A 19,657-nucleotide genomic window follows, 5' to 3' on the forward strand; every position below is an offset into this window, starting at 1 on the left:
GTGGTATTATGCCGCCCGTTAGTTGCTATCAATTAATGGCAAAGTGATTCAGTGACAGTCCTCCCCAACGCAGTTGGCGGTCAAACAGCGTTCACTGAACCTCGTTCAAATCAATAATGTAATTGACAGCATTTTCAGACAGAGACCCGCCAGCCAACGGCCGGTCTGCCCGCAGCGAATATCCATTGGCTCCATCCGATATGTACGCCAGCCTCAAGTCAATCACCACATGGCCACCGTCCCGGGAAAATGCACGCCGGTTCACACTCATATTGTGTGTCACTGCCACCGCCGGCTGCCTGCTGACCTACGGTTTGTCTGCACCGCTTTCGCTGGGACTGCTGCTGTTGAACATGGCCGCCACTGCTTGTGTCTGGGTGCAATATCGGCTGTCGCGCAAATCGATCAAGTTCCAGCCCCAGGAACTCGCCGACCGCTTGCTGGAAGTCCAGGAAAACGAAAGACACCGCCTCAGCCGTGAACTGCATGACGACATCGGTCAGTTACTGACGGCCGCCAAACTGCAAAGTGAATGGCTCAAAAGACGTTTGCCAAGCGACTTGCAAGAGCAATGCTCGACGCTCTGCGACACCCTCGAAGAAACCCTCAACAAGGTGCGCGACGTCTCGGCCATTCTCAACCCGCGCCAGCTGACCAGCCTCGGACTGGAAGCCAGCCTGCGTGCGCACTTGCTCAAGACTCTGGCCAACACACCGGTGCACTGGAGCCTCGATTGCCAGCAGCGACTCAACGGCATTCCGGAAGAAATGGCGGTCGCCGCCTTTCGCATCACCCAGGAAGCGGTCACCAACATTCTGCGCCACGCGCAGGCCAGCAACCTGTTGATCCGTGTGCAGCGCCTGCCACAAGGGCTGACGTTGTTGATCAGCGACGATGGCCAAGGCTTCGCGCCTGCTGCGGATCCGGGTCGGGAAGGACAGCGCGGAATGGCCGGGATGGCCGAAAGGATCGAACAATTGGGCGGCACGCTGAACGTCATCAGCGAGCCGGGCAAAGGCACTCAAATCGAAGCACTCTTCCCCTGGGCGCCCCGTGCACTCGAGCGGGCCAGTACGAATAAGGTTATGCGTTGACTTGTAACTTACTTCTGGTGGATGACCACTCGCTGATCAGGGCCGGCGTGCGCGCTCTGGTGCTCGACATTCCCGGTTACGCCGTCGTTGGCGAAGCCAGCGATGGCTCGCAGTTGCTTGAAATGGTCGAGCATCTGGCGCCCGATATCGTGTTGCTGGATATCTCGATGAAGGAAACCGGTGGCCTTGAAGCCCTGCAACGGCTCAAGCGGGTGCGGCCCCAAAGCAAAGTGCTGATTTTGTCGATGCACACCGATCCGGCACTGATCATGCAGGCACTGGAATCCGGAGCGCATGGTTATTTGCTCAAGGACACCACGGCCACCGAACTTGAACATGCCCTTGAAGCCCTGCGTAACAACGAACGCTACCTGAGCCCGGCGATCGCCCACACCGTGATCAACCAGGCCCTGACCCGTACGCAGAAAAACCCGCCGGAAGTCGCCGATTCGCACAACCTGACAGCCCGTCAACTGGAAATCCTGCGCTTGATCGTGCGCGGCAAATCCACTCGGGAGATCGCCAACGGCTTGGGCCTGAGCATCAAGACCGTCGAAACCCACCGCTCGCAGATCATGAAACGCCTGCAGATCTACGACGTGGCGGGTCTGGTCCTGTTCGCCGTGCGCGAACAGATCATCAGTCTTGACGACTGATCGACCCGGCACCGCCCAACAGCGGCGAATGCTCGGGCAAATGCACCCGCAAGGCCGCAGGGCGCGCCTCGAAGCGCAGGCTGTCGCCCTCCAGCGGCTCACCGTCAAGATTGATGCTCAAGCCCTCGGCGACCTTGATTTCGACCCAGGGCAGACGGGCCCGGACAAACATATTGTCGAGGCCGAAGCCGTCACTCAGCAGGGTCTTAAGCGTACCGACCAACTCCTGCGGTGCCGGCAAAATGCTGATGTCCAACAGGCCATCATCCGCCAGCGCCTGCGGACACAATTCGTGTCCGCCACCCGCCTGACGGCCATTGCCGATTCCCAGCGCCAGCAGCTCGCCACGCCAGTGAAAGTCCGGTCCCTGCAGTTCGCCGTAGGCTGCGTGCAACTCACTGAAACGCGATAAACCGGTGAACAGATAGGCCGCCCCGCCGAGCACTTTTTTCAGATCTTCAGAGGTATTGGCCGTGACTTGGCTACCAAAACCACCCGTCGCCATGTTCAGGAAAATCTGCCCACCGACTTCGCCCAGGTCAATCTTGCGCGGTGGCACGTCCAGCATTTCCAGTGCTTCGGCCGGCTCCAGCGGGATCCCCGCCGCGCGAGAAAAATCGTTAGCCGTTCCTAGCGGCAACAGCACCAGACTGGCCTCGTCCGGATGCGCGGCAAGCGCTTCAGCGATATCGCGCAACGTGCCATCTCCGCCTCCGGCGATGATCGTCCGATAGCCACTCGCCAGTGCTTCCGCGACCAGACGCTGAGCGTCACCGGCCTCCCAGGTCAGGCGTACTGCCAACTCCCAGCCCTGCTTGCGTTTTGCTTCGACAGCGGCGCGAACCGCCTCATTGAGTGCCTGCTTGCCATGCAGAATCAACAGCGCCCTGCGTTCACTCATAACGGTCACTCCCCACAATTGAATCGGTATAAAACATCTTGACCACCGGCACAGGCAAAAAAGCCATCGGAGCACCATTTAATTCAAGCGCCCGGCCTGTCACGTCCTACACAGCGGTATTTTTTCTTACAACAGGTAAGGAATCGGCTCAATTGACCGGACTCGATCCTTGATACACCTTGTGCAGGCAGTATCAATTTTCGTTTTTTAACAACACAAGGATGTGCAGGGAATGAGTGGATACCCCCTCGGAGCTGGTGACAGTTCGAATGACGGAAAGGCCAGCGCGCTGACAGTGAAAACAGCCGACGGATATGTCCATGTCCAGCCATGAAGCCAGAGTTTCAACCCGTCCGATTGCCCCTCTCAACGAAAGTCGCAGCAGTCACAAATCCGATTTCAAAAAGAGCGCCAGAACCGCTGGAGAAGCACAAATGGAACCGCGCGTGACCGAACTGGAAACCCATCTCAAGTACATACGCCGGGATATGGATGAAGTCCGCGCAGATGTAAGAACAATCAAGCACCGCCTCGCCTATTCGGCAGGTGCAACGGCAGTGATAATGGGACTGTTGGGTTGGGTTGCCAACAGCCGCTTCGATCAGTTGGTCACACTGATGAGCCAATGACCGGGGAATGCAGGCTCGACGCTTTCAGGCGTAGAGCCTGCAGTTGCAAGGGCAGGCTCAGCGAAGATCAGAGTCAGTCGAGCAGGTCGCTCAGGGGAATGAACCCGACTTCATCACCTTCTACGAGCGTACGACCCTCCAGCACTTCTACCAGCCCATCCGCCCAGGCAGCACTGCGCAACACACCAGAGCTTTGGTTACGATAAATAATGGCCCGTCCTTGCTCGAGTCGACCACGCAGGTATTCACGCCGATGGCCGGCCACAGGCCAGACGAAACCGGCTGGCACCTTAAACTTCAACGGCACAACGTCTCTTACACCTTGACGCCGCAGCAAGTAAGGTCGCGTCAGCAAGGCAAACGTCACCAGCGTCGAAGCGGGGTTACCGGGCAGGCCAATCACTGGCACGTTGCGAAAATGGCCGAACGTCAGCGGCTTTCCTGGCTTGATTGCCAGTTTCCACAATGCCAGCTCGCCCTCTTCCCTCAATGCAACACCCAGAAAATCTGCTTCCCCGACCGAAACCCCGCCGGTTGAAAGAATCAGGTCGACATCCTGCAAGTCGCCCAGCCGCGCTCGGGTGGTGTCCAGATCGTCCGGCAGAATGCCCGCATCGATCACCTCACAGCCCAATCGCTGCAACCAACTGCACAACACCACCCGATTACTGTTGTAAATCTGCCCCGGCCCCAGCGGCTGGCCCGGCTCAACCAGTTCATCGCCGGTGGACAGCACCGCCACTCGGACCTTGCGTACCACATTCAGCCCGTCACATCCCAGCGATGCCGCGAGACCTTGCTCGATCGGTCCCAGCCTTGTGCCTGCCGCCAGGATCAACTCACCCACGGTGGTTTCCTGGCCTTGCGGACGAATGTTCTGACCAAGGCTCATGATTTCGACGAAGCGCACACTGCCGTCGGCTTGGACTTCGGCGTTCTCCTGCATTTCCACACAGTCGGCACCAGCAGGCACCGGCGCACCGGTGAAGATCCGCGCGCAGGTGCCGGGCTTCAAGGCGGCAGGCGCTTGACCGGCGAAAACTTTCTGGCTGACCGGCAGCGGTGTGCCGGTCCAATCCGCCAGCCTCAAGGCATAACCATCCATGGCGCTGTTTGGCCAAGGCGGCAGGTCCAGCGTCGAAACCAGGTCTTCGGCCAGCACTCGCCCCTCGACCTGCGCCAATGGCAAAAACTCGCGCTCGACAATCGGCGTGGCCTCGGCCATTTGCAGCAGGCGAGCCAGCGCTTCCTCGACGGGCATCAGGCTGCCGGTCTTGCCCGGCTTACCCACGGGATTCACAAGGCGCCGCCTGTTTGAGGTGAGGAACGAAGTTGCACGGTCGATGCCGCGAATCCAGCTGTTCGGCGAGAATGCCGTCCCACCCGGTGCGCACCGCATTGGTCGAACCTGGCAGGCAACATACCAGCGTGCCATTGGCCAGACCGGCCAGTGCCCGCGATTGCACGGTTGACGTACCGATATCAGCCACCGAAATCTGTCGGAACAGCTCACCAAACCCGTCAACCTGCTTGTCGAGCAGACAAGCCACGGCTTCAGGCGTGCTGTCACGCCCGGTGAAGCCGGTGCCGCCGGTAATCAATACAACCTGCACCACGTCCTCGGCAATCCAGTGGGCAACTTGCGCGCGGATCTTGTACAAGTCATCTTTGAGCAGGACCCGTTCGGCCAGACGGTGGCCGGCAGCAGTCAGGCGGTCGACAAAGACCTGGCCTGAGGTGTCGGTGTCCAGGGTTCGGGTATCGCTGACAGTCAGCACCGCAATATTCAGCGGTGCAAAAGGTACATCGGCCTTGGCTTTCATTAGGCTCGTCCAGTTGTAGGAGAATCAGCCCGGTGTTATATCACAGCGCTTGATTCTTTCGCCGCCCTGCTGGAGAGCTGCCATGATCCCGAATACGCCATTGCTCCCCTGCTCCATTCTGCTCTTGGCAGGCGGACGCGGCCAGCGCATGGGCGGCCAGGACAAAGGGTTGGTGGAATGGCAGGGTCAACCGCTGATTGCGCATTTGCAGCGCAAAGTACGACCGCTGACTGACGATCTGATCATCTCCTGCAATCGCAATCGCGAGCGTTATGCTGCCTACGCCGACCAACTGGTGAGTGATGAAGAAGACGACTTTCCAGGCCCTTTGGCCGGCATCCTCGCGGGGCTTGAAGTTGCGCGTTTGCCCCATCTGCTGGTCTTGCCCTGCGATGTGCCGCGCATCGACGCAGCGCTGCTGCGCGACATGCGTGCAACTGCCGGCCAGTTTCCTGACAAACCTTTAATGTTGCGCCATGACGACCATTGGGAGCCCCTGCTGTGCGTGATTCCGGTGGCCCTGTTGCCCGCATTCAAAAACGCCTGGAACGCCGGCGAACGCAGCCCCGGCCGTATCATGCGCAGCCTCGGCGCAGCGGCCCTGCAATGCCCGGACAACGACCCGCGACTGGCCAACCTGAATACCCCCGAACTGTTAAATGCGCATAACACTGTGTCAGACTGACAGCATTCAAGGAACTCTCACGCCTTGTATACGTCTCAAGCTCAGTAACCAAAAGTATTCCCATTCGGAGACACACTCATGACTCAACGGACCCTCGCCACTTTCATGCTCGCACTGGGCCTGGCAACGCTCGCTGGTTGCTCGTCGCCAACAGTGATCACCTTGAATGACGGTCGCGAAATCCAGGCCGTCGACACCCCGAAATATGACGAAGATTCGGGCTTCTACGAGTTCAAGCAGCTGGACGGCAAAGAGACCCGCATCAACAAGGATCAGGTTCGTACCGTTAAAGAGCTGTAATCTTTACGCCGACACCGGATACAGAAAAGCCCGCATTGATGCGGGCTTTTTCATGGGTACGTAAAAGTAAATGGTGTCACCACTGCAGGGTGATCTGGCTCTCGAACTCGCGCTTCTCACCGGTGACCGGGTCGACAAACCGCAGCCCCTGCGCCAGCAGTTTGAGCGGATTGGCGTAGTCATCCTCAACGTCTTTCAACACCTGCGGATAAAACGGATCGTTGCAGATACTCGCGCCCAGCGCAGTCATGTGCACGCGCAACTGATGCTTCTTGCCGGTTACCGGATACAGACCGTAACGCCACAGATCACCGTTCTTTTCCCGGACCTCCACCGCCGTTTCAGTGTTCGCCAGACCCGGGCCTTCCTGCATGCGGAAGAACGGTTCGCCGTCGATCAAGCGACTTTTGTGCACCAGGGGAAACGCCAGCTCCGGCAGCGCACGGGCAATCGCCTCATAGCGTTTATCGATCTGCCGGGTCGGAAACAGCGACTGATAAGCCGAGCGGGTTTGTGGGTTGGCCGAGAAGATCACCAGCCCGGCGGTGTGCCGGTCGATGCGGTGCAATGGCACCAGATGCGGGTTATCGAGGCGGCGGATCAGACGACGCAGCAACGTCTGCTCGACATACTCACCAGCGGGCGTGACTGGCAGAAAATGCGGTTTGTCCGCCACTACCAGATGCTCGTCCGCATAGAGGATCGACTCGACCACCGGAATCGGCTTTTCATCCGGCACTTCACGGAAGTAGTGAATGCGCAGCCCTTCCTTGTACGGCAGTTCCAGCGCAATCGGCTGACCCTGACCATCCAGCACCCGGCCACGGACAATCCGGTCCAGCCATTGCTCGCGACTGATCGCCTTGAAATGCTCACACAGGCAATCAAGGACGGTCGCCCAAGGCCCCGGAGGAAGGTAAAGGGTGCTGGCCTGATTCTGCGCAGCAGAAAACGTTGGTGTGGACATACAGAAATTCGAACCCTCAATGCAGGCCGGCATTATCCAACACTGAGCGAAACGAACCTAGTGCGGAATCCGCGGCCCGCCTCAGGCCGGAATCGACTTGAGTGCCGCAGCTTCGGTGAACTCCTTGAGCCAGCGCAACACATCGACCGCCTCCCAGCGTCCCGGGTCATACAAGGCGTACAACAACCCCTGATAACCGACCACATCCAGTTGTTTGTGATAACCGGCACGCTGGAACAACGCTTCGATCTCGGCAAAGCAGGTGTTGAAATGCAGTTTGTTGAATGGCGTCTTGCCCTCCGTGACCAGCCCGTCCAGGCGCAACTCGAGGACCGCCTCGCGCACCACGTCAACCGACATCCGGTTCACGCTGTTCTTCAACTGTTCGACATTGACCACGGTTCGTCCCTCTGACTGCCGGATTCACCTGCTCAAGACTTCACAAGCAGCAGGCCAACCCAATTACTGTATGCGCATACAGTAAACGAATAAACCGCAGAGTGCCAACGCGACGATGGTCGCTCGCGACCAGCGGATGACAAATCGCTCAGCGCAGGAATGCCACCACCTGATCGGCACTGAACGGCCAATTCAGTTCTGCGCCAGTATCCACTCGGCGCAATACAGGGATCCGCAGGCTGTAAGCCTCATACCAGGATTGATCCTCTGCAATATCCACCAGTTCCACCAGCAGACCGTGCTCGACAAACGGCATCAACTCGGCTTCTGCCACCTCGCACAGATGGCATCCCAAGGTGCCGAACAACTGACATTCAGGAGGCATGATCGCTCAACCGAAAAAATGAGCGTTCATTCTAGGCCCGCCTCGAAAACCCGTCGAGCCGGCGCAGCCAGATGGCTGGCGAACCGCAGCAAACAAGCAAACCCTGATGCAAATCAGTCCATGGGAAAGCCAATCAGGCGATGCTTCCGCGCTTTTTGCCTCTACGCTTGAGAAGCCTGAGCCTGACATCGGAGTGTCTTGTGTTTGCCAACCTGTTGATCATCCTCGCCTCATCCCTGGTGATGATTGCCCTGTTCCGCCGCCTGCGCTTGCCGCCGGTGCTGGGCTATCTCTGCGTGGGCCTGATGGTGGGACCGACTGCTTTCAACTGGGTCAACGAGAGCGAACATCTGCCGGACGTGGCCGAACTGGGGGTGGTGTTTCTGCTGTTCTCGCTGGGCCTGGAGTTTTCCCTGTCGAAGATGATCGCGCTGCGCCAGATGGTGTTCCGCCTGGGCAGCCAGCAGGTAGTGCTCAGCACCGGATTGCTCGGGCTGGTGCTGATCCTGTTGGGCATGCCGTGGGCCCCGGCCCTGTTGCTCGGCGCCGGACTGTCATTGTCGTCGACGGCAATTGTCACCAAGGAATTGGGTAGCCTGGGCGAAGTGTTCAGCAGTCACGGGCAGAACGCGGTCGGGGTCTTGCTGTTTCAGGACGTGGTAGCGGTGTTGTTGCTGACCCTGGTGCCAGTGTTCGCCGGAAGCAGCGCGCAAGCCTGGTACTGGGCCTTGCCCCTGACATTGGTGAAGACCGTGGTGCTGTTTTTCGGTCTGTTGCTGGCCAGCCGCTGGTTGCTGCCACGGCTGTTCCATGAAGTGGCGGCCTCGCGTTCGGCGGAATTGTTCGTGCTGCTGGCGCTGGTGATTGTGCTGTTGACTGCATGGCTGACACACCTGCTCGGCCTGTCCCCTGCCCTTGGCGCATTTCTGGCCGGGATGCTGCTCGGCGAGAGCCACTACCGCCATCAGATAGAGGCCGACATCCGGCCGTTTCGCGACATTCTGCTCGGGGTGTTTTTCGTCAGCATCGGCATGCTGATCGACCTGCAACTGTTCGTCAGTCACAGTGTGATGATTCTCGGCCTGACCCTCGGCCTGATGCTGATCAAGGGCACGGTCGTCGCGCTCTTGGTGAAATGGCGCGGCAGTGATCACGAAACCGCCTGGCGCAGCGGCCTGGCCCTGGCGCAGGGTGGGGAATTCTGCTTCGCGTTAATGGCGCAAATGCAACAAAACCAGATGCTGCCTGCCGAGCTGGGCGCCCTGCTGCTGGCGGCAACCTTCTGCTCGATGCTGCTGACGCCTCTGCTATTGCGCGCCGCGCCGCAAATGGCCGCGCGCCTGCACCGCAAGCCGAACCAGGAGGCGCAAATCGAGGAAATCAGCGCCCTCAATGCCGGGCTGGATCAACATGTGGTGATCTGTGGTTACGGCCGTGTCGGTCAATCCATCGGCCGCTTCATGCGCAACGCCAATCAGCCTTATATCGCGCTGGATAACGATCCGGTGCGAGTGCAGGAAGCCGCAGCCGGCGAAAGCGAGGTGCATTACGGCGATTCTGCGCGCGGCGACCTGCTGACCGCCGTCGGACTGTTGCGCGCCCGGCTGCTGGTGATCGCCGTGGATCAGAGCGATGTCAGCCTGCAAATTCTCAAGGAAGCGCGGCGGCTCAATGCGCGGATACCGATTCTGGTGCGCACCCGCGACGACAGCCAATGGGCTGAACTCAAAGCCGCCGGCGCCAGCGAAGTGGTGCCGGAGCTATTGGAGTCGAGCCTGATGCTCGCCTCCCACGCCTTGGTCATGCTCGGCCTGCCGGCGCATAAGGTGCAGGAGCAAATCGATCAGGTGCGCATTGACCGCTATCGTCTGCTGCATGGCTTCTATCCCGGCGCGGAAGACGAGGAAGCCTAGTCCTGGCTCACCGCGCCGATCTTGTGCAGCGACAGGTCGGCGCCGTAATACTCTTGTTCCTGACTCAGGCGCAGGCCGTGCAAGGCCTTGATCACGCCGTAGACGGCGAATCCGCCGATCAGTGCCACCAGCACACCCAGCGCGCTGCCGATCAACTGACTGATCAGGCTGACGCCGCCAAGCCCCCCCAGCGCAGTCTGGCCGAAGAGGCCGCAGGCGATCCCGCCCCACACGCCGCACAGACCGTGCAACGGCCATACGCCGAGCACGTCGTCGATGCGCCATTTGACTTGCGCGGCGGTAAAGCACCAGACGAACAAGGCACCGGCCAGTGCGCCAGTTACCAGCGCGCCTACCGGGTGCATCAGGTCGGAACCGGCGCAGACGGCTACCAGCCCGGCCAGCGGGCCGTTGTGCAGGAAGCCTGGGTCATTGCGCCCGGCGATCAGTGCCGCCACGGTGCCGCCGACCATGGCCATCAACGAGTTGACCGCCACCAGACCGCTGACGCCCTGCAAGGTCTGCGCGCTCATCACGTTGAAGCCGAACCAGCCGACGATGAGAATCCACGAACCCAGCGCCAGAAACGGAATGCTCGACGGCGCGAACGCCACCAGACGCCCATCGCGATAACGCCCGTTGCGCGGACCGAGCAGCAAAACCGCCGCCAGTGCCAGCCAGCCGCCCATGGCGTGCACCACCACGGAACCGGCGAAATCATGGAACGCCGCGCCAAAGCGCGCCGTCAGCCAGGCTTGCAGACCGTAGTTGCCGTTCCAGACCATGCCCTCGAAAAACGGGTAGATGAACGCCACGATCAGCGCTGTCGCACACAACTGCGGAACGAATCGCGCACGCTCGGCGATCCCGCCGGAGATGATCGCCGGAATCGCCGCGGCAAAGGTCAGCAGGAAGAAAAACTTCACCAGACCGTAACCGTGATCCGCGCTCAGCACCGCCGCCGGCTGCATGAAGGTCACCCCATAGGAGATCCAATAGCCTATAAAGAAATAGGCCAGCGTCGAAACGGCAAAGTCACTGAGGATCTTGGACAGTGCATTGACCTGATTTTTCTGGCGCACCGTGCCGACTTCAAGGAAGGCGAAACCGGCGTGCATCGCCAACACCATCACCGCACCGATCAGAATGAACAACGTGTTGGAGCTGTGGACCAGCGTGTCCACAGCGCTTTGCAGATTTTCCATAAAGAGGCAGACCTGAAGGCTAGAAAGGCACCAAAGCGGTTCGCGCGGACAATTCATGCACCAAGTTGCGCCCGGCCAGGCACCGCAGTGACGCTGCAGTGAACCGCTTTGGCGCACAAGGTCGATGTCCTGACACGGACCAGGATTATTTGAGTTAAGGTTTTGCTGCATGTACGCCCGCCAACAGCGCACGAGCGCGGCAGAACGCACCAGGACATAGCAAAAGCTGTACCAGTCATTTGTACTGAACCTTCGCGCAAGGCTCATACTCGAACGTTTCAGACGTCACTTACGGAGATCCACCCATGGCCAGCATCAAGGCAAAGACCGCTCAAGAAATCCTGATGAACGACTTCCAGACTCTGGTCGCCGACACCGAGCGGTTGCTCGAACACACCGCGACGCTGGCGGGCGATCAGGCTGATGAGCTGCGTGAGCAGATCCACGACAGCCTGTTGCGCGCCCGTGAAACCCTGAAGCTGACCGAAGACACCCTGCGCGATCGCGGTCAGGCCGCCGTCACCGCGACCGAAGACTACGTGTCGGCCAATCCCTGGCAGTCGGTGGGCATTGCTGCCGGAGTGGGCTTTCTGATTGGCCTGCTGGCCACTCGGCGCTGATCATGTCGATCGGCGAATCCGGCCTGGGGTCGGGCACCTCATCCTCCACGCGGCGTCTGGGCGCCGCTGTTCTCGGCTTGCTGCACAGCCATGTCGAACTGTTCGGCATCGAGTTGCAGGAGCAGAAAGCACGCACCGTCAGCCTGTTGCTGTTCGCAGGCCTGGCACTGGTGTTTGCCCTGCTGTTGCTGGTCGGTCTGTCGACGCTGGTGCTGATCGTGTTCTGGGACACTTATCGCCTGGCGGCAATCATCGGCCTGTGCGTGTTCTACACCTTGGCCGCCGCTTTCTGTGGGCTACGCCTCAAAGCAGCCGTCTTCGATGAATCCTCGCCCTTCCACGGCACGCTGGAAGAGTTGGCCAACGATCGGGAGCGCCTGTTGCCATGAGCTTGCCTGAACTGCCACACAACAGCTCGCGCCGGGAAATGCGCAAGGCACTGATCCGCCTGCGCATGGAAATGCACCGGCAGGAAATCCGCCATGAAGCCGGGCAAGTGCTGCAACCCTTGCAGCGCATGCGCGGGATGACGCAAAACCTGCAAGCAGGTTTCGGCATCAAGCACGCGCCGCTATGGGGCGTGGCCGCTGTGACCCTGCTGGGGTTTATCACCGGCAAGGGCGCAAAAAGCGGGGGCGTCGGCGGTCTGACCCGACTGATACGTCTGGGCACCAGCCTCGGGCCGCTGATCAGACTGGTAATGCAGAGCTCTGGCAAACGCTGAGCCGGCGCATCTGGCTGCATTCTTGCAATATCCGCGGGATGAACCTCTTTACCCGGAGGTTCAATCCCGCGCGCCTACCCGGTCGGCGGGGTTCACCCAGAACAAGAACGACTAAGGAGGCCCCGTGATCGACGGGCAACCGCTCGCCTGCTTTCAACCTTTCATCGATACCGCCACTGGGCGCATTGCAGGCGTCGAAGCATTGGGTCGCCTGCGCCAGTCCGATGGCCAACTGGTCTCGGTCGGGCCATTTTTCGCCGACCCGCGCACACCCGCCATCGCCCTGCGCCGCCTCGACCGACAGATCCGCGACAACGCCCTGAGCCGACTGCATGAAGCCCCCTCGGAGTGGTTTCTCAGCCTGAACATGTCGCCACGCTGGATCAGTCGCCTGCGCGCCGAACAGCCGCTGCCCAGCCTCAAGCAAATGTTGCGACACGACGTCGACCCGCAACGCATCGTGTTCGAGATCACTGAGTTGGGCGGCAACAGTCAGCGTCTGGCCGAAGTAGTCGCGCGCTATCGCGACGCAGGAGCGCGGATTGCGATTGATGATTTCGGCGCCGGTTATTCGCAGCTCGATCGGGTGCTGGCCTTGCAGCCGGACATCCTCAAACTCGACATGCGCCTGTTCCAGGCTGCCGCACTCGGCGGGCCGAGCAGTGACGTGGTCAAGGCACTGGCGCAAATGGCCGAGAAGACCGGCTGCTGGATCATTGCCGAAGGTGTGGAAACCGAGGCCCAGCTCAATTTCGCTCTGGAATGCGGTTCGCGCTACGTTCAGGGTTTCCTGTTCGCCCGGGCGCAGGAGGCGCTCTATCCAACGGATGCCTTCGTGCAGCGCTTCGCTGAATTGCGCCAGCGTTACGTGCGGCAGAAACTGGCCGAACGCGGACGCCTGATGCAAATGCGCCAACAGCTCAGCGAACTGATGGCGATTCTCCAGGCCTGGGCTCAGGCCCACGCACCGCTCAGTGCGCTGCCGCAACTGGAAGCCTTTCCGTGGTTGCTGCGGTTCTACCAATGCGACCGGCATGGCACCCAACTCACGCCTAACCTTGAATGGCGCAACAACGGCTGGGTCGCCGATAACCGCTACCTGGGCCATAACTGGTCATGGCGTCCGTACTTCTATCACTTGCTCGCCGAAGGCTGGGAAGAACGTCGCCTGACGCTGTCCAGCACCTACCGCGACGCCACGAGCAACCAGTATTGCCTGACCGCCGGGCAGTTCTTCGATAACGGCGAGCGCCTGCTGCTGATCGATATCGATGCCGCGGGCCTGTAGTTCCGCTTGCAGGTGCGAGCCTGAACCGGGAAGCTAGGGCAACAGTCATCCCAGTCACCGACGGAGAGAACCAGCCTTGGATTGGCAGACCCTGCTCAACCGCGAACGCCTTGGAAAACCGCTGCACAGCCCGCAAGAGCTGGGCCGCAGCCCGTTCCACAAAGACCACGACCGCATCATCTTCTCCGGCGCCTTCCGCCGTCTGGGGCGCAAGACCCAGGTGCATCCGGTATCGAGTAACGACCATATCCACACCCGTCTGACCCACTCGCTGGAAGTCAGCTGCGTCGGCCGCTCGCTGGGCATGCGCGTCGGCGAAACCTTGCGCAGCGCCCTGCCCGACTGGTGCGACCCGAGCGATCTGGGCATGGTCGTGCAATCGGCCTGCCTGGCCCATGACATCGGCAACCCGCCATTCGGCCACTCCGGTGAAGACGCCATTCGTCACTGGTTCCAGCAAGCCGCCGGGCGCGGCTGGCTCGACGGCATGAGCGAAGCCGAGCGCGGTGACTTCCTCAATTTCGAAGGCAACGCGCAGGGCTTTCGGGTGCTGACTCAGCTTGAGTATCACCAGTTCGACGGTGGCACCCGCCTCACTTACGCCACCCTCGGCACGTATCTGAAGTACCCGTGGACCGCACGTCACGCCGACTCGCTGGGCTACAAGAAACACAAGTTCGGCTGCTATCAGAGCGAACTGCCACTGCTGGAGCAGATCGCCCACAAGCTCGGCCTGCCACAACTGGAAGACCAACGCTGGGCGCGGCATCCGCTGGTGTACCTGATGGAAGCGGCTGACGACATCTGTTATGCACTGATCGACCTCGAAGACGGCCTGGAAATGGAACTGCTGGAGTACGCGGAGGTTGAATCGCTGCTGCTCGGCCTGGTGGGAGACGATCTGCCGGAAACCTATCGCCAGCTCGGCCCGCAGGATTCGCGTCGACGCAAACTGGCGATCCTGCGCGGCAAGGCCATCGAGCACTTGACCAACGCCGCCGCCAGGGCGTTCGTCGAACAACAGGACGCATTGCTGGCAGGCACTCTGCACGGCGACCTGGTGGAACACATGCACGGCCCGGCCAAACGCTGCGTGCTGAACGCCAAGGACATTGCGCGCAAGAAGATTTTTCAGGACAAGCGCAAGACGCTGCATGAAATCGGCGCCTACACCACTCTGGAAATCCTCCTCAACGCGTTCTGCGGCGCCGCGCTGGAGCAACATGGCGGACGCACGCCGTCGTTCAAAAGCCGACGCATCCTCGATCTGCTGGGCAACAATGCGCCGGATCCCCATGGCCCGTTGCACACTTCGTTTCTGCGCATGATCGACTTCATCGCCGGGATGACCGACAGCTACGCCAGCGACATGGCGCTGGAAATGACCGGACGTTCCAGCCACTGACAGAACACTGCGCTCACCGGGTCGCCATGACTGCCCGGTTGAGCGCGTGGTCCATTGAACCGGCGTTACGGTTCGCAATATTTGTGACTTCCAAGTGTCATTTGTTTAACACTCAAAAAAACCGGACAAACTCTGCTTCTTCAATACTCTACAAGCAACTTAAGACATTCAGATAAACAAATATCCTAAACACTTCCTTACGCGACACTGAGTTTGATCGTAGTCGATTTCCCTTTAGCGTGTAGGACTTATCCTATATCGCTGCTAGAGCCGTGGGAGTTCATGCGGCCGCTCATTTATCTGAGCTAAGGTGCGCGCTTTATTCGCGCACGTATGGGATTTGATTATGAACTCCGTTTTTATTGTCGATGATCACCCCGTCATCCGGCTTGCCGTTCGGATGCTGCTCGAGCATGAAGGTTACAAGGTCGTCGGCGAAACCGATAACGGGGTCGATGCCATGCAGATGGTCCGCGAATGCATGCCCGACCTGATCATCCTTGATATCAGCATTCCCAAACTCGACGGCCTGGAAGTCCTCGCCCGTTTCAACGCCATGGGGACTCCGCTCAAGACCCTGGTGCTGACTGCACAATGCCCGACCCTGTTCGGCATTCGCTGCATGCAGTCCGGCGCATCCGGTTATGTGTGCAAGGAAGAAGACTTGAGCGAACTGGTCAGTGCCATCAAGGCGGTACTTTCCGGTTACAACTATTTCCCCAGCCAGGCATTGAATCCGGTGCGCAGCGATGATGTGCGTTATGCCGAACTGGAGTTATTCAAGTCCGTCAATGACCGGGAACTCATGGTTCTGCAGTTATTTGCCCAAGGGCGCACCAATAAGGAAATTGCCAAGGGCATGTTTCTCAGCAACAAGACTGTCAGCACCTATAAAAAACGCCTGATGCAGAAACTGAAAGCCAGGTCTCTGGTGGAACTTATCGAGATGGCCAAACGCAACGCACTAGTGTGAGAGCCCGAATGCCCAGTCGTTTAAAGATCTATCTTGCCCTCTTGTGTGCGAGCCTGTGCCTGACGACTCAGAGCCATGCCGACCTGGTCACGGCGCAAGAGTATGTGCTGCGCAGCCGTTCGGGTCATGAAGCACTGTCCGTGACACTGGAGCCTGCGCAGCGACAATGGCTGCAGACTCGCAGCGAACTGGTACTGGGCACTTCCGCACCGGATTATCCGCCGTTCGACATGACGGCCAGCGGTCGCGATTACGAAGGATTTACCGCTGATTACGCCGGCCTCCTCGAACAGGCCAGCGGACTGCCAGTGCGGGTCCAGCGCTTTGCCTCACGGGAAGCCGCCTTGCGCGCATTGAAAGCCGGTCAGGTCGACATGCTCGGTACCGCCAACGGTTTCGAAGCCAGTGACGCGGATATCCTGCTTTCAACGCCCTACGCCATCGATCAGCCGGTACTGGTCACCCGTGAGGACGAAACCCGCACGCTCACCCAGGGCCTGGCCGGTCTACGCCTGAGCATGGTCTATCACTATCTGCCCCAGGACGAGGTCCGGGCGCTGTATCCGAAAGCCATCCTGACCTCCTATCCGTCCTATCAAAACGCAATCAACGCGGTGGCGTTTGATCAGGCCGACGTGTTTCTGGGCGATACCATTTCCACCCACTACATGATCAACAAGGGCTATCTCAACAACATCCGCATGGCCAATTTCGGCAAACAGGAAGCCCACGGTTTCAGTTTTGCCGTACACGCCGAAAACCCTCAACTGCTGGCCATCATCAACGCCGTGCTACAAGCCATACCGACCAGTGAACGGGACAGCATCGCCAAGCGCTGGAGCGCCGGCAGCGACATTCTGCTGACCGACCAGAAGCTGCAATTGACCCATCATGAAGAGCAGTGGCTCAAACAGCATCCAGTGCTGCGTGTGGTGGTGAACGAAGCGTTCGCCCCGCTGACGTTCTTCGACAGCGATGGCAATCTGCGCGGCATTACCGCAGACCTGCTTGAGCTGCTGCGATTGCGCACCGGCATGCGCTTCGAACTGGTGCGCAGCCGCAGCGACGGCGACATGGTGGAACAGATCAATCAGCATCGGGCCGATCTGATCGCGGCGCTGCTTCCCAGCCCCCAGCGGGAAAAAACCCTGCAATTCAGTCGCCCTTATCTGGAAAACTCCTTTGTCCTGCTGACCCGCAAATCCCCCGACAGCCCGACACATCCGGCTCAGCTGAGGGGCAAATACCTGGCGATTGCCCAAGGCAGCCCCATGACCGATTACCTGCGCCGCGAGTTTCCCGATATCCGTCTGACCGAAACCTCGGACACCTTCGGCGCCGCGACATTGCTCGCTGAAGGCAGGGTCGATGGCGCGGTCACCTCACTGGTCATCGCCAATTACCTGATCTCGTCGCGGATCTTCGAACATCAGTTGCAGATCACCACGACCCTGGGCACTCGCCAGGCCGCCTTCTCGCTGGCCACGGCGCGTGACAACCGCGAGCTGAGCTCGATCCTCGACAAAGCGCTGCTGAGCATCAGCCCCGAAGAACTGGGCGTCATCAACAGCCGCTGGCGCGGTTTCTCCAATGCCGCGCAAAGCAACTGGCATCAATACCAGCGCTTGTTTTACCAACTGATCGGGGCGGCATGCCTGTTGCTGTTGCTGTCACTGCTCTGGAACGCCTACATGCGCCGCCAGATCAAGCAACGTCAGGCCGCCGAGCGCGCGCTCAACGATCAGTTCGAATTCATGCGCTCGCTGGTCAACGGCACCCCTCACCCGATCTACGTGCGTGACCGCCGGGGTCTGCTGCAAAGCTGCAACGACAGCTATCTCGAAGCCTTCAACGCCAAACGCGAAGACGTGATCGGCAAGAGTGTCATGCAGGGCACCCTGAGCAATGCCTTCGAAGCCCAGGCCTTCCAGGCGGATTACCAACGGGTTGTGACCGAAGGGACGCCGCTGCTGCTCGACCGTCCGCTGCACATCGGTGGCCGGCGTCTGACGATCTATCACTGGATCCTGCCGTACCGCGACTCCAGCGGCGAAGTACAAGGGATCATCGGTGGCTGGATCGACATCAGTGAACGTCGCCAATTGTTCGATGAGCTGCGCACGGCCAAGGAGCAGGCGGACAACGCCAATCGCGCCAAAAGTACCTTTCTGGCGACCATGAGCCACGAAATCCGCACGCCGATGAATGCCATCATCGGCATGCTCGAACTGACGCTCGAGCGCATGAGCGATCAGGCACCGGATCGCTCATCCATCGAAACCGCTTACTGTTCGGCCAAGGATCTACTGGGCCTGATCGGCGACATCCTCGATATCGCACGAATCGAGTCCGGGCACCTGAGTCTGAGCCCCGAGCGGGTCAATCTGGTCGAAACCGTGGCGTCAGTGGTCAGAATTTTCGACGGTCTGGCCCGCCAGAAAAACCTCGCCTTGCTCCTGACGGTCAATCCTCCCGGACTCGCCGTCGACGTGGAGCTGGATCCGTTGCGCTTCAAGCAAGTCCTGTCGAACCTGATCAGCAACGCCATCAAATTCACCGAGCGCGGACAGGTGCGCATCGCGCTGGACGTACGACCCAACGACGCGGGCGTGTATTCCCTGATCCAACTGACCATTCACGACACCGGAGTCGGAATCAGCACCGAAGATCAACAACGCCTGTTCGAACCGTTTTCCCAGGCCAACAATGGGCGGCAACAGGCTCGCAGCGGTGCGGGCCTGGGGCTGGTCATCAGCCGCAACCTCTGTGAAATGATGGGCGGTCAACTGCAGTTGAGCAGTCAGCCCGGGATCGGCACCCAGGTCTGCCTGTCGTTGCCGTTGCAGACGCTGCCGTGCAAGGCCACCGCAGCGAAAACCGCGCAGCCGATCGCCCCCTCTGCGACACCGCTGAACATTCTGGTGGTTGATGACCATCCGGCCAATCGCCTGCTGCTGTGCCAGCAGCTGGAATTCCTCGGTCATCGTTTCAGTGTTGCCGAAGAGGGGCGAAACGCATTTGCAATCTGGCAGACCGGCGAATTCGACCTGGTCATCGCCGACTGCAACATGCCAGTGATGAACGGCTATGAACTGACCGAGGCCATCCGCCAACAGGAACGGCGCACTGGCCGCACGCCTTGTACGGTGCTGGGCTTCACGGCCAACGCTCAGCCCGAAGAGGTGCAACGCTGCAAACAGGCTGGCATGAATGACTGCCTGTTCAAGCCCTTGAGCCTCAGCGCCCTGAACCATTGGGTCAACGGGTTGCGACCGGCAGCGCCGGGGCCAGCGTTCAATCTTCAGAGCCTGAATCAGTTGACCGGTGGCAATCCGCTGCAAGCCCGGCGCCTGCTCACACAGCTGCTCAAGAGTAGCCGTCTGGATCGCGAGGAGCTTCTGGCCCTGGCGCCGCACAATGACCGTGAAGCCCTGGCGGTCGTGGCACACAAGATCAAGGGTGCCGCCCGGATCGCCCAGGCCTCGCGCCTGATTGCCTGTTGCGATGCGCTGGAACAAGCCTGCCTGCAGACAGCCTCGCTGGCGACCATCGTGCGCTGCACCGAGGCCACCGACGCAGCGATTGTCGAACTGGAGCAGGCATTGCAGCGACAACTGGAACCTTTGGAAGAAGGCACACTGGGCGAGCCTTAACTATGCTTGGACGCTGAGCAGTGTGTTTACTTCAATG

At 59.9% G+C, this 19,657-nt stretch carries 20 protein-coding genes; 13 read left to right on the top strand and 7 right to left on the bottom strand.

Translation table 11 applies throughout. The features are described from left to right. Positions 1-200: 200 nt before the first annotated feature. Both HXW87_RS22580 and HXW87_RS22585 read left to right on the top strand, forming a co-directional pair. Positions 201-1,094, top strand: a complete 894-nt coding sequence (locus tag HXW87_RS22580) for a sensor histidine kinase (protein WP_047295405.1) — start codon at positions 201-203, stop codon at positions 1,092-1,094. Next, the gene (locus HXW87_RS22585) at positions 1,091-1,750 is read left to right on the top strand and encodes a response regulator transcription factor (RefSeq protein WP_047295407.1); all 660 of its coding nucleotides are present in this window, start codon (positions 1,091-1,093) and stop codon (positions 1,748-1,750) included. Before HXW87_RS22580 ends, HXW87_RS22585 begins: the two co-directional genes overlap by 4 nt. On the opposite strand, the gene yegS is transcribed toward HXW87_RS22585, so the two are convergent. Next, on the bottom strand, positions 1,734-2,651 hold the full coding sequence (gene yegS / locus HXW87_RS22590; RefSeq protein ID WP_239777799.1) for a lipid kinase YegS: 918 nt from the start codon (positions 2,649-2,651) through the stop codon (positions 1,734-1,736). The two genes, HXW87_RS22585 and yegS, sit on opposite strands and share 17 nt — an antisense overlap. Positions 2,652-2,971: 320 nt before the next feature. On the opposite strand from yegS, the gene HXW87_RS22595 reads away from it, so the two are divergent. After that, entirely contained in the window at positions 2,972-3,280 is a 309-nt protein-coding gene (locus HXW87_RS22595) for a hypothetical protein (RefSeq protein ID WP_179294967.1), read from the top strand. Positions 3,281-3,353: 73 nt separating this feature from the next. Here the strand turns inward: HXW87_RS22595 and glp are convergent, their stop codons facing one another. Further along, positions 3,354-4,580, bottom strand: a complete 1,227-nt coding sequence (gene glp, locus HXW87_RS22600; protein WP_239777800.1) for a gephyrin-like molybdotransferase Glp — start codon at positions 4,578-4,580, stop codon at positions 3,354-3,356. Further along, a complete protein-coding gene (moaB, locus tag HXW87_RS22605) occupies positions 4,564-5,103 on the bottom strand; it encodes a molybdenum cofactor biosynthesis protein B (RefSeq protein WP_047295416.1) in 540 nt (179 codons plus the stop codon). The genes glp and moaB overlap by 17 nt, the downstream gene beginning before the upstream one ends. 82 nt (positions 5,104-5,185) lie before the next feature. Here moaB and mobA point away from each other — a divergent pair, with 82 nt between their 5' ends. Together mobA and HXW87_RS22615 are read left to right on the top strand one after the other, a co-directional pair. Next, positions 5,186-5,788: a molybdenum cofactor guanylyltransferase MobA gene (gene mobA, locus HXW87_RS22610; protein WP_239777801.1), complete on the top strand. Its 603-nt coding sequence runs from the start codon at positions 5,186-5,188 to the stop codon at positions 5,786-5,788. 78 nt (positions 5,789-5,866) lie between these two features. Further along, positions 5,867-6,088: a YgdI/YgdR family lipoprotein gene (locus HXW87_RS22615; protein ID WP_003226722.1), complete on the top strand. Its 222-nt coding sequence runs from the start codon at positions 5,867-5,869 to the stop codon at positions 6,086-6,088. 76 nt (positions 6,089-6,164) lie between these two features. Here the strand turns inward: HXW87_RS22615 and HXW87_RS22620 are convergent, their stop codons facing one another. The 3 genes from HXW87_RS22620 to HXW87_RS22630 form a co-directional block, all read right to left on the bottom strand. Further along, positions 6,165-7,055 carry a pseudouridine synthase gene (locus tag HXW87_RS22620; RefSeq protein ID WP_239777802.1) on the bottom strand — a complete coding sequence of 297 codons (891 nt, stop codon included), beginning with the start codon at positions 7,053-7,055 and terminating at the stop codon, positions 6,165-6,167. Positions 7,056-7,136: 81 nt separating this feature from the next. Beyond that, complete coding sequence (locus tag HXW87_RS22625; RefSeq protein ID WP_003226726.1) at positions 7,137-7,454, bottom strand: transcriptional regulator; 318 nt, start codon at positions 7,452-7,454, stop codon at positions 7,137-7,139. A 148-nt stretch (positions 7,455-7,602) separates the two neighbouring features. Beyond that, positions 7,603-7,839 (bottom strand): glutaredoxin family protein, encoded by a 237-nt coding sequence (locus tag HXW87_RS22630; RefSeq protein ID WP_047295422.1) that lies wholly within the window; start codon positions 7,837-7,839, stop codon positions 7,603-7,605. Between the two features lie 200 nt (positions 7,840-8,039). Between HXW87_RS22630 and HXW87_RS22635 the strand changes: the two genes are divergently transcribed. Next, positions 8,040-9,752: a monovalent cation:proton antiporter-2 (CPA2) family protein gene (locus tag HXW87_RS22635; RefSeq protein ID WP_239777803.1), complete on the top strand. Its 1,713-nt coding sequence runs from the start codon at positions 8,040-8,042 to the stop codon at positions 9,750-9,752. Here HXW87_RS22635 and HXW87_RS22640 read toward each other — a convergent pair. Further along, complete coding sequence (locus HXW87_RS22640) at positions 9,749-10,957, bottom strand: ammonium transporter (RefSeq protein ID WP_239777804.1); 1,209 nt, start codon at positions 10,955-10,957, stop codon at positions 9,749-9,751. The genes HXW87_RS22635 and HXW87_RS22640 overlap by 4 nt on opposite strands. Before the next feature lie 305 nt (positions 10,958-11,262). Here HXW87_RS22640 and HXW87_RS22645 point away from each other — a divergent pair, with 305 nt between their 5' ends. From HXW87_RS22645 to HXW87_RS22675, 7 genes are all read left to right on the top strand, one after another. Next, complete coding sequence (locus HXW87_RS22645; RefSeq protein WP_025113166.1) at positions 11,263-11,577, top strand: YqjD family protein; 315 nt, start codon at positions 11,263-11,265, stop codon at positions 11,575-11,577. A gap of 2 nt (positions 11,578-11,579) precedes the next feature. Further along, on the top strand, positions 11,580-11,966 hold the full coding sequence (locus tag HXW87_RS22650; protein WP_041069617.1) for a phage holin family protein: 387 nt from the start codon (positions 11,580-11,582) through the stop codon (positions 11,964-11,966). After that, on the top strand, positions 11,963-12,301 hold the full coding sequence (locus HXW87_RS22655) for a hypothetical protein (RefSeq protein ID WP_041069615.1): 339 nt from the start codon (positions 11,963-11,965) through the stop codon (positions 12,299-12,301). The genes HXW87_RS22650 and HXW87_RS22655 overlap by 4 nt, the downstream gene beginning before the upstream one ends. Before the next feature lie 124 nt (positions 12,302-12,425). Further along, positions 12,426-13,589: an EAL domain-containing protein gene (locus HXW87_RS22660; protein WP_239777805.1), complete on the top strand. Its 1,164-nt coding sequence runs from the start codon at positions 12,426-12,428 to the stop codon at positions 13,587-13,589. 76 nt (positions 13,590-13,665) lie between these two features. Next, positions 13,666-14,994, top strand: coding sequence for a deoxyguanosinetriphosphate triphosphohydrolase (locus tag HXW87_RS22665; protein WP_003226741.1), 1,329 nt, complete (start codon positions 13,666-13,668; stop codon positions 14,992-14,994). A gap of 346 nt (positions 14,995-15,340) precedes the next feature. Continuing rightward, complete coding sequence (locus HXW87_RS22670) at positions 15,341-15,967, top strand: response regulator transcription factor (protein ID WP_041069609.1); 627 nt, start codon at positions 15,341-15,343, stop codon at positions 15,965-15,967. 8 nt (positions 15,968-15,975) lie between these two features. After that, complete coding sequence (locus HXW87_RS22675) at positions 15,976-19,620, top strand: transporter substrate-binding domain-containing protein (protein WP_239777806.1); 3,645 nt, start codon at positions 15,976-15,978, stop codon at positions 19,618-19,620. Positions 19,621-19,657 lie beyond the last annotated feature (37 nt).

This window comes from Pseudomonas sp. Y5-11, from assembly GCF_022368695.1.
GTDB lineage: Bacteria > Pseudomonadota > Gammaproteobacteria > Pseudomonadales > Pseudomonadaceae > Aquipseudomonas > Aquipseudomonas parakoreensis.